This window comes from Gordonia sp. CPCC 205333, from assembly GCF_048537885.1.
Classification (GTDB): domain Bacteria; phylum Actinomycetota; class Actinomycetes; order Mycobacteriales; family Mycobacteriaceae; genus Gordonia.
The window spans coordinates 421,135-435,560 of the sequence record NZ_JBCLVI010000001.1; the positions used below are offsets into that span (position 1 = coordinate 421,135).

Below are 14,426 nucleotides of genomic sequence, written 5' to 3' on the forward strand. Positions count from 1 at the left end.
GTGAACTCAGGCGGCGGGGCGGACCTTAAGTTTGCCGAGCGTCGGCAATCCGAAGGCCTGGCGGACCCGGAGGTCGACGATGTAGACCCGGAGCGATGCCGGACTTAACCAGGGGGCGAGGAAGTCGACGGCCCGGTGTAGCGCGACTATACGCTCGAACTTCCGTTGATCACGTTCGGACCACGTCCATCCCATCATCGCGCGAAACTCTGTTGGCAGCGTTGCTCGTGTCATGAACTTGAGCTGCGGTCCCAGTGCCCGCGATACGATGCGTCCGGCCAGGCCCCATTGCGAGTGCAGGAAGGAAAGATCGGCGAGGGAAGTGAGGTGGCCGCGCACGTCGTCGTCGATAGATAGTTTGGGAAGGGTTGCTGCCCAACGTCGTTCGAACTCTTCGTACGTGGCCGGCCAGTCATGTCCGCGCATCTCCAAGGTGGTGCCGAGTGACTTGCCTTGCGCGAGAAGATGATTGCGCGCGGTTGCGTCGAGGACGCCGTAGGTGAGTTCCCAAGAATCGAGGAAACCCTTGAAAAGGCACATGGCGACCCATTGTTGAAGGGCCGGGTCGTTGGCGCTGTAGCGAACCGGAGAATCGGCCGTCGAATGCACGTGACGGTGCACTTCACGCACCGCGGTGTGATACGCGAGTTTGTCGGAGGTGGAACCGACGATCGCAACGGCGAGATACTGGCCGGTGGTGCGCTGACGCTTGATCACGCGTCGATACGCACTGCCTGAGTCGACGCGGCTTTCGAATACTCCGCGTCCCACGGCAGGCATCGACAACTGCATGATGATGTTGGCCACCCCCATCCCGAAGAACAGCGCTGTGGTTGCTTGCGGAATGGTCGTCGGCGGTACGTCCCGCTGGCGAAACGGTGTCCTCATGAACTGACGGTAAATCTGAAAACGCTTGTTGTCAATTGTCGGTTTGAGTGACTGCAGAACGCAAACAAGCCGCCCCACTCAGGTGGGACGGCCCGTTTTGGTGGAATTTCTACTTGGCGCCCAGTGCGCCCTTGGCGAGTTCGATCGCGGGGGCCAGGCTCGGGTTGTCTTCCGCGAGTTTGTCCAGTGCCAGCCGAATGTTGTCGGTGGTCGGTGAGTTCTGGATGTCGGACTTTGACGGCGGCTTGGTCGGCGCGGCGCTGGCCGGTGCGGCGGCCAAGCCGAGTGCACCGGCGAGGCCGAGGCCCGCGATGCCCGCAACCAGGGCGCGTTTGGTGAAACGTGAGGTTAGCCGGCTCATGTCATCTGCCTTTCCAGCGCCTGCGGCGCGGTGTTGTTTGCTGTCGTCCCGGCCAGTGTAGGGGAATCTGTGCGTCTGGCGACAAATCGGTGAGCGAACTCCGCATGAACTGGGCCGATGCGGCCAGATGTCGGTGATGCTGAATCGCCCATTCAGCACTATGATTGGCCGTCATCAAATCTTCTGGCCCGTCGGTCGCGCGACCGACAGCGCGCCGATCAGGCCACCTAAGAAGGCGGGCGGCAGTATTCGCGCGACCGCCAGCTTCCGCTGTAACGCGCCGCTCAAAATGGTCAGCATCAACGTGATGCTCTACAACGGCTCCGTCCCGATCGGGTACGCCGCGCCGGCCACCCGGCCCGGCCGAGCCTTTCGGTATCGGTGAATCTCGGCGTATGTATTCCGGGCACCTATACGGCGATCTCGGGCCTCTCGGCCAACCCGCCCGCCGGATATCGCCCGCAGTCCTTTACTCGCGGTTTGCGTTCTCGGCCGGTCAATATTCGGTGCTGAGCATTCGGTGATGTGGGGGATTGGCGATCTATCGTGTCCGATCTCGAATTGTGGGTACGCTGAGGCGCGAACAGCTGTTCGTAATTTGGGGGGGAGGACCCACATCATGCGTAAGGCAATCACCGCGACGACGTTGGCGCTCAGCTTGGTTCTCGGCGGAATCATCACGGCGGGACCAGCCGAAGCAGCCAAGACGATCACCTGCAAACACACGGTTACCACGCCGAAGAAGGTTGGCGACAGGGTCTATTCCACTGTCAGCTATCGGTGTAACGCGCCGCTCAAGGCGGCTGCCATCAGTGTGGTGCTCTACAACGGCATCATCCCGCTGGGCTACGCGGCCCCAGTCAACAGCACCGGCCGAAACTTTCGCACGACCGTAAGCGGCATCTGCCTCAAGGGTGACTACCCGGGGATTTATCGGACCTATGTCGCGGTTTCCGCTGATGCGCTCGCTGGATACCGGCCTCGAATTATCGAAGAGCCGCTACGTTCGCGGACTGGCTATATCCGCTGTTGAGACCCGCTCACCGATCGAGTGATACCGCGTCATTGAAGCGAATTAGCTTCTCTGGGTTGCGAATCGCATAGATATGGGTAATCACGCCGCCTTCGATGGTCACGCTGACCACTGTGTCAAGCTGACCGCCGACGATGACTCGTCCGCCCGGTGCTCCGTTGACCGGACCCGCTTCGACGACGGCATCGGGCGCGACGGTGGCCAAACCGCCGAGCAGTTTTGCGACGGCGCCCGCGCCCGTGATTGGGCGTCGCGCGGCGTTGACGACCCCGCCGCCATCGGCGACCAGCACCACGTCCGGCGCCAATACCGCCAGCAACGCTTGCATGTCGCCGCCGGAAACAGCCGCCAGAAATTGCTCGGTGACCTGCCGCTGCTCGGCCGGGTCGACCCGCACTCGAGGTCGTCTGGCTGTCACGTGGTTGCGTGCGCGATGCGCGATCTGCCGTACAGCGGCTGTCGACTTACCAATCGCGGTGGCAATTTCGTCATAGGGGAGGTCGAAGACCTCACGCAGTACGAAGACCGCTCGCTCGGTTGGCGTGAGCGTCTCGAGCACTGTGAGCATCGCGATCGACACGCTTTCGGCGAGTTCCACATCTTCGGCGACGTCGGGTGTGGTCAATAGTGGCTCGGGCAGCCATTCGCCGACGTAGTCTTCGCGGCGTCGCGCCAGGCTGCGTAGTCGATTGAGTGACTGCCGGGTAGCGATGGAGACCAGATAGGCTCTCGGTTCGCTGATAGTCGCCTGATCGACGGCGGACCACCGCAGCCAAGCCTCCTGCACGATGTCTTCAGCGTCGGCCGCCGAGCCAAGCATTTCGTAGGCGACCGTGAAGAGCAGGCTGCGATGGTCCACAAAGGGATCGACACTCACGCTTTCGAGGCTAACGGTTGTGCGCTGGCACCGGGCCGGGACGGCTGGGCGAGCGTGAATTCACAAGCGGCAGAGAACCCTTGGGACTCGATGCCGAGAGCATTGTTTCCCCGCGTGGTCGCGTTTGCGAAGCCGATCGCCGCCGTCAATTCGACGACAGCGGCCGGGCCGAGCTGTGTGGTCAACCCATCGACCATCTGGTCAGTTACCGTTGGGGGCGTCTGCGTCATCGCTTCGGCGTACTCCAATACGTCGCGTTCGAGCGGCGTGAAGACATCGGAGTCGCGCCAACGCGGGACCTGACTCGCCTTGCGCTCGTCGAGTCCTTCGGTGTGGGCCAGAAAGTAGTTTAGGTCGAGACACCACGAGCAGCCAACCAGTGAGGCGACCGCCATGTGCGCAAAGGTCTTCAGGGCTTCGTCACAGTCGTTCCACTTGCGGACCTTGCCGCCAAAAGCATTGAGTGACTTGACAACTCGGGGGCTGTGCCACATGACTTCGGCTGGTTCGGGAACCGCGCCGACCATCTTGGTGCCGATGATTTTCACCAGCTTGCCGTAGACGCCGGTGAGCTCTTTCTTAGGGAGACGAGTGGTGGTCATTGTTCCTCCTAGTTCGGTGGGTCGTACATGAGACACCGCTCGGGGAGAATGTGTGACAGGTCGGCGAGAATTAGTTTCGATCCGAACCGATAACCGTCGATCCCAGAAACTCGCAGACCGCGAGTGCCAACGCCAGATCTAGCCGGTCACCGTTGGCGGACGTTTCGCCCATCGCCTTGTCGACGCGGTATTTCACCGTGTTTCGGTGCAGGTTCAGTTGCTCAGCGGTGCGGAGATGACTGTCACGGTTGGCGAAGAAGACCGACAGGGTCTGACGCAGGTCGCCGGCCGTAGGAGTGTCGTCGGCCAAATCTCCAAGAACTTCGCGAACCCAGGCGCGCGTGGAGTCGAGGTCGCGGGCAAGCAATGAGACCACCGCAATGCCACGGTCGCCGAAGCCGATGACAGCGCCGGTTGGCGAGTTCGGGGCCGTGGCAACCGAGAATGCGGCCTGAGCCTGCGCATGCGATCGCCGAAACCCTCGCGTGCCGTCGGCTGGGAGTCCAAGGGCTATCCGAGTTCTCGCGTCGGTGCTCATCAGCCCGGCGACAGCCGAGGTATCGACGACGCGGTTGCGAGCACCCAGCGGGATCCAGCCCCAGACGGTCCTCCGATCGATCGCGGTGACGATTGGCGGTCCATCGGAATTGAGTTTCGCGGCCAGGGTCCGTACCGAACGATCGAGGTCGGTGAGGTCGGACGCCTCGTCGGCGGACCATGCGATCACAGCCAGGTGAAACTGGTCGACCGGGTAACCGGTCTCACGCTCAAATAGGGCAGTGTCGGCGTCGGCGGCGGAAAGTAGTTGGTGGACAGTGGAAGACAGCACATTTCCCTCCGCCCCGAGCCAACGTCGACGTTCGTCCTCGTAGGCCTGGAACACATAAAGCGTGATCCAGTCGATGTAGGAGAAGATGACGTCGGAGATGTGCAGGGTCACCGCCATCGCGGCGGGCGCGGGCAGCATGAGCTCGTCGACGAGTCGGTAGCAGCGTCGCATCACCACGCTTTGCCCCATATGGTAGGCCCGCACAAGGGAATTCGACGGGACGTCGCGTTGGGCGAGACGCAAAGCGTATTCGACCGCTGCGGTGGTCGGCTGGAGATGGTCTACCGGGATATCGTTGGCTAGCACGTGAATGATCGTCGAGATATTGCCCTGCACACTGGCATCGAGTAATTCGTGGATTATCGGATCGGCATCTAGATAGTCGATTTCGCGGGCCAGGGTGGTGGTCACGTCACTCACAACCTCGGGATAGTCCGTGCGGAGTTGTCGCGCCACGGTGGCGGCACAGGCGAGGACTTCTTGATCGGCCATCGCCGGGACGCGCGCAAGGCGACGTCGGGCGGCATCGCCCTCGTCGCCTACCCGTGCCGATGTCATCGGCGGTCGCGGTGGCTCAGATACCGCAGCGCCGACTGTGCGGCGTTGTAGCCACACAGCCCGTGAATGCCTGCGCCGGGCGGCGCTGATTGTGAGCAAAGGAAGACGCCGTCGACACCGATCGCATAGGGATTTAACGCGATTCGCGGTCGAAGGACAATCTGAAGGCCATCGTTGGAGCCGCCGATGATGTCACCGCCGGCGAAATTCGGGTTATGCGTGTGTAGTTGGCGGGTGCTTGTGGAATGAGTCGCGACTATCCGGTCGCGGAATCCGGGTGCGAACCGTTCGATCTGAGCGGTGACCGCTTCGGTTGCGTCGCCGTCGAAACCGCGCGGTACATGAGCGTAGGCGTATATCGGGTTGATCGATCCGTTGCTCCGAGTTCGATCGGCGAGGTACTGCTGTCCGAGTAGCACGAAGGGACGGTCGGCCATGATCCCTTGGGCGCGTTGTCGTTCGGAAGCTGCGACCTCGGCGAAGTCTCCGCCGAGGTGAACGGTGCCGGCATGGCCGCAGGCGGGATTAGTCCAGGGGATGTCGCCCTCGATCGCGTAATCGACCTTGTAGGCCGACGATCCGATCCGGTAGTTGCGGTAGGAGCGCGAAATGCGAGCGGGCATGTCGCCTTCATAGATCGAAAGTGCCTGTGCTGGCGTGAGATCCAACAGGACCAGATCGGCGGGAGGAATATCGGCCCGGCTGCTGACCCGAATACCCGTTGCTATTTTCACGCCTGCGTCGTCGAGCGCTGCGACCAAAGCCGAAGTGATAGAACCTGATCCGCCCCGAGCGACGGGCCAGCCGAACCGATGCCCGCTCGCGCCGATCATCAATCCAAGTGATGCGGTGAGCGGGCGGTCGAGCCGGGTAAACGCGTGCGCTGCGATGCCGCCGTAGAGTGCGCGAGCTGGTTCGGTTCGAAACCATTTGGCGAGGGCGGTTGCTGGTAGCAGGGCGCGCGGGCCAAATGCCGCCAGCCGCAGGGGATGCGATGGCACGTTGACGATTGGACGAAGTAGGTCGTGCGCGAGGTCGTCGAATCCGCGGGCCAGGTCGCCAAATGCCATCCGCCATCGCTTGGCGTCGGCGCCCAGGCCGTCAGCGGTCCGATCGATCGACTGGTAGAGCAAACCGGCATCACCTGAGTCGAGCGGATGCGCGCAGTCTATTTCCGGCCACTTCCATTCCAGGCCGTAGCGTTCGAGTCCGACGGCGGCCCAGAACGGCGAGCCGACACCGAGCGGATGGAAAGCCGAACAGTAGTCGTGGATGACGCCCGGGACGGTCAGTTCACCTGAGCGGGCACCGCCGCCGACTTCGTCGGAAGCTTCCAGGACTTGCACGTCGACACCGTTTCGGGCGAGGTGCAGTGCGGCGGCGAGCCCGTTGGGCCCGCCGCCGACAACGACGGCAGTGGTCACCGCCTGACCTCATTCTGCTCGCGGTCAGTGGTCCGCAACTGTGGTTCGTGCACCACACCAGGGTCCGTCACGGCGCGGCCAGCGTCAACGGGGAGAGTCCAGTCCACCTCGAACGGAATCGGCCCATTGGGCAACCACGGCTGTTCAGCTACGGCGTCGGCCACCCGATAGGTGCCGGTCTCGATCACCCCCAGCGCGGCGTCGATGACTTTGTATGCCTGGGTTGACTTATGGATCGGCTGGGACTCGATCCAGGCGACGATGAACTCGCCGGGAGCGAAGCCACATCGGCGCTGGAGGGCCGCGATGAACTTCGCGTCGTGGAAGTGGCCGTCACCGAAGTTGAACGCTGCCAACGAGTTGAAGGCGAACTCTGCCTCGCGCAGCGTGTACGTGTTGATGTCATCGCCGAGGTGGCGGCTCATCAGTGAGTACAGCGCACGGCCCTGACTGTGTAGCGAACGCCACGCAAGCATCTGATGCATGACAACGTCGGCGACCTCGGGCGGATACGAAGCCAGCAGTTGAGTTCGAGTATTCGGCGAGGAGCGCACCACGAAATCGTTGAGCTTCTCCTCGGCACCCGGTGCGAAAGCCCAAGTGGCAGAGGCCCAGTTGCCCGCGTACTGACGCATCGACGGCAAGAAGGACACCAGATCCGGACGCAGGTTGCCGAGTATCGGGAAGAAGACGAGCGCTGCGCCGATCGCGCCGATCGCCCACGGCATCGAGGTGTCGGTTAGCGCGTAACCGCCCCACGCGGGGAAACCCCAAAATAGGAAGACAGCGGCCCACGCGAACAGGATGTTCCATTCAAGCGGCACGGCGAGCGGGAAGGTGGAGAAGATGAAGATGTGGAAGGCGACCATCAGTATCACCGCGGCGAGCGTCAGCCATTTGTTGGTGGAGAACAGCAATACCAGCGGGGTGATCACCTCTACGAGGGTGCCGAGCACATGACCAACAGTGCCGGCCAGCTTCGACGGCCGCATGTCGTTGGGGAATGACCGGTAGTGCATTCTCTTGATCGCCTTGTTGGCGAGCCACGGTGTATTCGAGATCATCGGTGGAATAACCATCGAAAAATGCTTGCCCAGCTTGGAGATTCCCGCTCCGACCCACACTGTCACGATGAGCAGCTTGAGCGCGATGATCATGTCGACGAATGGCAGCACACTGAAGAAGAACACCGCTGGAAGATACTGCTCGGAGCGCGCGGCGATGAACATGATTTTGTCGCGCAGGCCGATGACCGCGAATAGCACCAGCAACGGGATCAATAGAAGTGGGTTCACTAGGCCGTGGTTGTCGGCGACGACAGCATTGAGCGATGACGTGTCTTTGCCCGGAAGTGCCAGCGCAACAATGAGATTGGACAAGATTGCCAGATAGACGACAACATCGAAGATAGTGCGCGAGTCACCGGCGGTGAAGGGCACTTTGCCCGGCCACGGTGGGCAGCGAAGCGTTCTGGGGCGAGCCCAGAAGGTAACTCCGCCGGTCATCGGCTTGAAGTGCCCGGCCAGCGGTCCCCAGGATCCGCCAAGTCCGATGGACTCGAGGAGGATCGTCCACAGCACGGCCTTCTGGTAGACAATCGGCTCATTCCACCAGTCGGTCACCTGCAGGACGTTGAGCCCGGAAGTAAAAGTGGCAATGGACAATCCGATGCCGATATAGAGTACGAACACCTTCAGCAAGTATATGACATGCACCATCTTCGGTGTGCCGAAACCATATTCGGCCCAATGCGTGCCAAGGATGCGAATGCGCTCGAAGAACGGCTTCTCAAGGAAGGTTTCCGGCTCCACCGGCGGGAAGTCGGGCTGGGTGAATCCCATGGTTTTCTCCAATCACGGATATGCGGAGGATGGTGCGCCCGCCGGGTGACTGGCGCATGAGGTATCTGCTCGCCGACCGCTTCTCGATCGCGAGGTCGCTCAGCGTGCGAGGGACTAAATCGTTTGGGGGGTAGGTGATTTCAACCGCAAGGTGGGCTTGTCGATTTTGCCGACCGGGTTGCGGGGGAGGTCGGGCCGTAGGTGGATGGCGACCGGACGTTTGATCCGGGCAAGCCGTGCGTCGAGGTGTGCGATCAGTTCGGCAACGGTGACTTCGTGGTTGGGATAGGCCACGGCGTACGCGACAGGAACTTCACCATGAAGGTCATCGGGCACACCGACGACGGCGCATTCGAGGATTGCCGGGTGGGTGGCGAGAGCGTTCTCGATTTCCTTGGGATAAACGTTCTCGCCGCCCCGGATGATCATGTCCTTGATGCGGTCGACGATGGACAGGTAGCCGTCGTCGTCGAGCAGCCCGATATCGCCGGTGTGGAGCCAGCCGTCGATGACAGTATCGGCCGTGGCCTTGGGGCGATTGAGATAGCCGCGCATGACATTTGGGCCCCCGATGATGACTTCGCCGGTCTGCCCGACGGGAACATCGCGCCCCTCGGCGTCGACGATGCGTATCACCTGGCCGGGCAGGGCGGGCCCGACGGTACCCAATTTGCGAACGCCCGCAACAGGATTGCAGGCCGACGCACACGTTCCCTCGGTCAATCCGTATCCCTCGACGATGGGAAAACCGAAGAATGACTCTGCCCTGTCGAGAAGTTCCCGGGAGATCGGGGCGGCACCGCAGATCGCGAAGCGAATTGATTCGAGCGGAGCCGGCGGAGCGTCGTGTTGGGAGGACAGTAGTGCGTAAATGGTTGGGACAGCGGAGAAATACGTAGGTCGAAGGCGGCTCACATCATCGAAGAATCTACTGACCGAGAACTTTCCGGTCACTGACAGTTGGGCGCCGGCGAGCATCGGCGCGAGGAAACTCACGCAGATGGCATTGACGTGAAACAGAGGCAGGATGAGTAGTGCGTGATCCTGTGCGGTGAGGCGGCAATGAGTCACCATCGACGCCGCCATGAAATGCAAGTTCGAATGAGTGAGGCGAACTCCTTTGGGACGTCCGGTGGATCCCGACGTATAGATGAGTAGTGCGTCTTCGTCGGGGTGCGGCGCTCGCGGTGCCCGCCATTTGGCGCTCGGCAGTTGGGAAATGTCGTTGGTCTGCAGAATGATTCGATCTGGGTCGGGTGTTCCGGCGGTATCGCCGACGACGACGCGCACCTGCGCATCGGCCAGTTGATACTCGGCCTCGTCGGCGGTGAACGCCGGATTGACCGGTGTGCCAATCGCCCCCAATCGCCAGGCTGCCATCAGGACGACCAGTAGTTCGACTCTATTGGCGAGGAAGGTGGCAACGACGTCGCCGCGTTCTACGCCCAGTACGCCCAGCTGTTCCGCGCACGCCTCGACGCGGTCGGCGAAGTCGGCGTAGCTCAGAGCTTCGGAATCGTCGCGGACGCAGGGTGCATCGGGATTGTCGACGGCATCCCAGGCGAAGTAAGAAGATCGGGTCACGGTGCGGAGCCTTCCAACAGGAACTGATTGTGAGGAACTGGTTGTGAGCTACGACACTATGGCCCAGAAATGTGATGGGAAACGGTCTGTGAGGCCAGACTTTGTTCGGTCCGTTGTGCTCCGCGCACAATGGAGCTAGTCAGCGTCGCTGATGGCTGATTGTGTGCGGATTCGCCAGGTGACCACCGTGATCAGTCCCAGCGCGGCGAATACGAACCACAGGACGTCGAGTCCGATCTGGGTATATGCCCATGCTCCCAGCAGTGCGCCTAAAGCGAGGGCGAGCCAGAGGCCGAAATAGCGCAGCCATAACCAACGTGGGCCGCCGTAGAAGGCGTCGACGAGGCGCTGACTTGCCTTGACCAGGGTGCCTGTCATGTAGGTGAGGCCGACGGAGACTTCGCCATTCGACAGGAAGGTGGCGTTGAGTATCCCCATTGCGACTGCGACGATCAAAATCGGCGGCACCGGAAACCAGTGCGCCGCAGTTGCGAGCGCGGACAGCCCGACGACGCCGGTCGTGCTGGCCAGAACAGTCACTCGGCCATCGCCGAATCGTGCGAGCACCGAGCCGAGCACGGCGCCGGCGATGAATAGCCCGATGATGCCGAAGGCCTTGCCGACTGAAGTCCACGAACCGTGGACGAACTCGGCAGACATGCGAGTGGTATTGCCGCTCATAAATGAAACGAAATAGCCGCCGAGATTCAAGAATCCCACCGCGTCGAGAAAGCCGGCGGTGCCGGTCAATATGACAGCCAAGACCAGTTCGCGGGGACGGATCGTTTGCATGTGGTTACGGTAGCCGCGTCGGTCATCGAAGCAAACGCAACGATCGCAGTAACGCAGATATCGACCGGCTGATGTGACAGGGTGACCTTTGCGGCAGAGCGCTTTTCGTGACCTCGTCGCCAGGAGAGGCAAAACTAGGATTTGTCGAGGTTTGTATGTCAACGCACTCGCCAGCTGGAATTGACGTCGAGGCGGTCTCGGACTGGTTCGCTGTTAACGTGCCTGATTCGGTTCTGCCGCTGGACTTTACCCAGCTGGCTGGCGGTCGATCGAATCTGACCTACCTTGTCGATGATGCGCGCGGCGGACGCTGGGTGCTGCGGCGGCCGCCCCTCACGTCGACCGCGCCGACAGCACACAACATGACGCGGGAGTGGTCGATTCTGAGCTTGTTGCAGCCATCGGTGGCTCCCACTCCCACACCGATCGCGTTCTGTAGCGAGCCCGCGGTCACCGGCGCGCAGTTCTACGTGATGGAGTACCTGCCCGGCATTGTTGTGGAATGCGACGACGACGCGGAGCAATTCAGCGCCGCGATGCAGCGCAAATTGTCCGAAGGGGCCATCGATGCCCTAGCCGCACTCCACCTCATCCCTTGTGAGACAACCGAGTTCGATGAATTCAGACGCTCGGGTACGTATCTCGAACGTCAATTGCGGCGTTGGTCGGTACAGATCGAAGGCTCCCGCGGCGCCACAGCCGAATGGTCGCAGGCGTACCAGCTACTGGTGGATCGCCGGCCAGCGGAGAGGTATGTGGGCGTGGTGCACGGTGACTATCGACTCGGGAATCTGCTGATCGACGACGCGGGAGCAGTCCGCGGAATCCTCGACTGGGAGCTCTGGTCCGTCGGTGATGTACTCGCCGATGTCGGGTGGATGGTCTCGACGTGGTCGTCGCCGGATGTCGTCGGGTGGGCACCAAGTGCCGGGTCAGGTTTCCTCGCCCCTGATGAGCTGGTTAGCCGATACGAATACGCGACCGGATACGATGCGTCCGATATCGACTACTACCACGCGTTTGCCCTGTGGCGCTTGGCCTGTATTGCGGAGGGGGTGCTGGTTCGGTATCGCGCTGGTGCGATGGGTGAGGCAGTGGACGTCGACTTTGACCTGCTGACCCGTCGGCCGGGTCTGCTGGCCGAGCGGGCGTTGACGATCTTGTCGGGTTGATTCACGGGGAAACATCACCATCTGCCAAGCTCAATTGGTGACCGATAAAGAACCAGTGGCCGAAGACGCCCGAATGGCCGCGCTGCTGAGTTTCACGCGCGACGGAGACACGTTTGTCGGGCGCAGCCCCGGCGGGAGTGAGGACGGCCGACTGTTCGGCGGATTCATCGCCGCACGCGCCCTCGCCGCAGCAGGGGCGACCGTCGATGGCAACAAACTGCCGCACTCACTGCACGCGTATTTCATTCGCGGCGGGCAGTATGGGGTGGATATCGTATTGCGGGTCGAGCGAGTTCGCGATGGCCGATCATTCGCGACCCGTCGGGTAACCGTAGAACAGAATGACGTCGCCATCTTCGAGATGATCACGTCCTTCCATCGTCCTGAGCCGGGAACAGATGGCTACACCCCGCCGGTTCCCGCTCTCGCGCTTGAGGATTCGGTAGAGGTGGGTACCACGATGGCCCTATCGAAGGACTTTGAAATGCGCGGTCGTGCCGGCGACCCGGAACCATTTGTTCTGGCGCCGTTCTGGATCCGGACCCGCCGACCCGTAGCCGACAACCCACTGCTGCGGGCCTGCGTGTTAACGCTGCTATCCGACATCGGGCCGGTACCGGCCGCCCGGCCGCCCGGTGCATCGCTCAAGGCGCTGATGACGCCGAATCTCGCTGCCAGCCTTGATCATTCGATATGGTTTCATCGCACATTCGACCCGCACGAGTGGCATTGCTACGACATCACTCCGGTGACCACCGCCGGTGCGCGGGGGTTGGTACGCGGCGCGATTGTCGCCAATGATGGCGAGTTGATCGCATCGACGAGCCAGGAAGCCTTGTGGCGTGGGTAGTTTCGGTTCGCGGTTGATTGTTGTGGCCCCACCGTCCGGGATCGGGTTATCTGTCAATGGGGGTGGCAGGGCGGTATCTGGGGGAATATCGATCGAAATAGCGGGGTTCGGTCAGTCCTCGCGAGTCCGCGTGGTTGCCATCAGCTAACGGCCGCGTTGCGATAGCGAATTATCAGGTAGCCGTCGACGACGAGGGCCTACGTTGGAGCGGCCGATGTTTGATCGACGCCTAACCGGGGAATACGTATGACATCGATTGGATGTGTACCCGAGACGGAGGCATGAGATGCGGCGTGGTGGCGGAATACTAAGCTTCCTCATTGTGGTCTGGTTGCTGATCGGTCTGCTGGCCGCATTTCAGCGGGACTACTTCAGTAACGCTCAAACCAACTGCGCCACTGCGGGAACGATCGCGCTCACCGTTGTCGCAGGCCCGCTGAACTACTTCGGAGTCAATCCGAAGGTCACCGATTGCGACGTCAAACTGCCCGAACCGAGTCAGTAACGGCGGCGGGCCGACGCGCCCGGCAGGATTGTTCACAGACCAGATTCCGGCGTCGCCGTAGACACATCGGTGTGGAAGACTCTTGACGTGATTGGTGAGCCTTTACCCCGACGCATCAGCGATCCGCAACGACGTCGAGAGTTGCTGGACAGCGGCGCGATCTTTACCGCACAGCGGACCGTGCGAGGGGACGCCGTCAGCCAGGATCATCGGCTCAAATTCGACGGTGTCGCCCGTTATCTGCAAGACGCGGGTCAAGACCACCTGCTTCATATCCGACATGACGAGATCCATCCGCACTGGGTTGTGCGCCGAACGGTGATCGAGATCCTTGCCGGTGGCGAACAGCCGGACGTGCTCGACATCGAGCGGTGGGGGTCGAAGATCGGTTCGCGGTGGTGCAATGTGCGGATCGACCTCGACGGGCATCGCGGGACACGGGTCGAGACCGAGGCGTTCTGGATCAACTTCAACGTCGAGACCGTCACGCCGTCGGCGTTGAGTGACAGTTTCGTCAACACCGTCGGCTCCGCAGCGGAGCCGGGAGTGCTCCGATGGAAGAAGTGGCTCGATCCCGCCCCGCATGTCGATGCGTTCGAGGTGCCGTTCCTGCTGCGCGCTGCCGACCTCGACATCATTCAGCACGTCAACAACGCCGTGTACTGGACCGCGTTGGAAGAGGTGCTCGCGACACAACCCGATCTCCGCGAACGACTTCCGATGCGCGGCGTCGTCGAACATAACTCACCGTTGCAGATCGAAGACGCGCCTCAGTTGCTCGCTTACCGCGCCGGGCAGACGCTCTACGCTTGGCTGGTGGCAGGTGACCGCACGGCCGCCGCGATGAGCGTGGAATCCCTTCCTTGACCAGGTCCGTATAAAAGCGTGCCACTGATCGGGCCGGCTCCGTCCTTCGCATGACATTCGGCGGCGATCTGTTTCGTTCGTCAGACACGGGGTTGACAAGTGGGCACGCGGTCTGCCAACCTCGGCAAAGGTCATGAGTACCAGCGTCAAGCCCCGGCTTGCTGGTCGGCAACCCTCCACCGCGGCGGGGTGCTCCGGGTGACGACCGGGCTGTCGTCCGATTGGGCGCGGCAAGCGCGGACT

The 14,426-nt window shown here is 61.8% G+C and carries 15 protein-coding genes and 1 riboswitch; of the genes, 5 read left to right on the forward strand and 10 right to left on the reverse strand.

All coding sequences use genetic code 11. The features are described 5' to 3' along the window. Positions 1 to 6: 6 nt before the first annotated feature. From AAFP29_RS01985 to AAFP29_RS01995, 3 genes are all read right to left on the reverse strand, one after another. Positions 7 to 888, reverse strand: coding sequence for an oxygenase MpaB family protein (locus AAFP29_RS01985; protein WP_419215625.1), 882 nt, complete (start codon positions 886 to 888; stop codon positions 7 to 9). A 109-nt stretch (positions 889 to 997) separates the two neighbouring features. Next, positions 998 to 1,249, reverse strand: coding sequence for a hypothetical protein (locus AAFP29_RS01990; protein WP_419215626.1), 252 nt, complete (start codon positions 1,247 to 1,249; stop codon positions 998 to 1,000). 174 nt (positions 1,250 to 1,423) lie between these two features. Continuing rightward, positions 1,424 to 1,549, reverse strand: a complete 126-nt coding sequence (locus tag AAFP29_RS01995) for a hypothetical protein (RefSeq protein ID WP_419215627.1) — start codon at positions 1,547 to 1,549, stop codon at positions 1,424 to 1,426. A 319-nt stretch (positions 1,550 to 1,868) separates the two neighbouring features. Here AAFP29_RS01995 and AAFP29_RS02000 point away from each other — a divergent pair, with 319 nt between their 5' ends. Next, on the forward strand, positions 1,869 to 2,282 hold the full coding sequence (locus tag AAFP29_RS02000) for a hypothetical protein (RefSeq protein WP_419215628.1): 414 nt from the start codon (positions 1,869 to 1,871) through the stop codon (positions 2,280 to 2,282). Positions 2,283 to 2,289: 7 nt separating this feature from the next. On the opposite strand, the gene AAFP29_RS02005 is transcribed toward AAFP29_RS02000, so the two are convergent. The 7 genes from AAFP29_RS02005 to AAFP29_RS02035 form a co-directional block, all read right to left on the reverse strand. After that, positions 2,290 to 3,159 carry an RNA polymerase sigma-70 factor gene (locus AAFP29_RS02005; protein ID WP_419215629.1) on the reverse strand — a complete coding sequence of 290 codons (870 nt, stop codon included), beginning with the start codon at positions 3,157 to 3,159 and terminating at the stop codon, positions 2,290 to 2,292. After that, positions 3,156 to 3,761, reverse strand: a complete 606-nt coding sequence (locus AAFP29_RS02010; protein WP_419215630.1) for a carboxymuconolactone decarboxylase family protein — start codon at positions 3,759 to 3,761, stop codon at positions 3,156 to 3,158. Before AAFP29_RS02010 ends, AAFP29_RS02005 begins: the two co-directional genes overlap by 4 nt. Positions 3,762 to 3,831: 70 nt before the next feature. Next, positions 3,832 to 5,148, reverse strand: a complete 1,317-nt coding sequence (locus tag AAFP29_RS02015; RefSeq protein WP_419215631.1) for a PucR family transcriptional regulator — start codon at positions 5,146 to 5,148, stop codon at positions 3,832 to 3,834. Further along, positions 5,145 to 6,572, reverse strand: coding sequence for a phytoene desaturase family protein (locus tag AAFP29_RS02020; RefSeq protein ID WP_419215632.1), 1,428 nt, complete (start codon positions 6,570 to 6,572; stop codon positions 5,145 to 5,147). Before AAFP29_RS02020 ends, AAFP29_RS02015 begins: the two co-directional genes overlap by 4 nt. Then, the gene (locus AAFP29_RS02025) at positions 6,569 to 8,413 is read right to left on the reverse strand and encodes a DUF3556 domain-containing protein (protein ID WP_419215633.1); all 1,845 of its coding nucleotides are present in this window, start codon (positions 8,411 to 8,413) and stop codon (positions 6,569 to 6,571) included. Before AAFP29_RS02025 ends, AAFP29_RS02020 begins: the two co-directional genes overlap by 4 nt. 114 nt (positions 8,414 to 8,527) lie before the next feature. Further along, positions 8,528 to 9,997 carry a class I adenylate-forming enzyme family protein gene (locus AAFP29_RS02030; protein ID WP_419215634.1) on the reverse strand — a complete coding sequence of 490 codons (1,470 nt, stop codon included), beginning with the start codon at positions 9,995 to 9,997 and terminating at the stop codon, positions 8,528 to 8,530. A 135-nt stretch (positions 9,998 to 10,132) separates the two neighbouring features. Then, positions 10,133 to 10,789, reverse strand: coding sequence for a YoaK family protein (locus tag AAFP29_RS02035; RefSeq protein ID WP_419215635.1), 657 nt, complete (start codon positions 10,787 to 10,789; stop codon positions 10,133 to 10,135). A 155-nt stretch (positions 10,790 to 10,944) separates the two neighbouring features. On the opposite strand from AAFP29_RS02035, the gene AAFP29_RS02040 reads away from it, so the two are divergent. From AAFP29_RS02040 to AAFP29_RS02055, 4 genes are all read left to right on the forward strand, one after another. Then, entirely contained in the window at positions 10,945 to 11,961 is a 1,017-nt protein-coding gene (locus tag AAFP29_RS02040) for a phosphotransferase family protein (protein WP_419215636.1), read from the forward strand. Positions 11,962 to 12,034: 73 nt separating this feature from the next. Beyond that, positions 12,035 to 12,811 (forward strand): acyl-CoA thioesterase, encoded by a 777-nt coding sequence (locus AAFP29_RS02045; protein ID WP_419216321.1) that lies wholly within the window; start codon positions 12,035 to 12,037, stop codon positions 12,809 to 12,811. Positions 12,812 to 13,097: 286 nt separating this feature from the next. Next, positions 13,098 to 13,316, forward strand: a complete 219-nt coding sequence (locus AAFP29_RS02050) for a hypothetical protein (protein WP_419215637.1) — start codon at positions 13,098 to 13,100, stop codon at positions 13,314 to 13,316. A gap of 87 nt (positions 13,317 to 13,403) precedes the next feature. Then, a complete protein-coding gene (locus AAFP29_RS02055; protein WP_419215638.1) occupies positions 13,404 to 14,183 on the forward strand; it encodes an acyl-ACP thioesterase domain-containing protein in 780 nt (259 codons plus the stop codon). A gap of 129 nt (positions 14,184 to 14,312) precedes the next feature. Then, a riboswitch (SAM riboswitch) is annotated at positions 14,313 to 14,426 on the forward strand.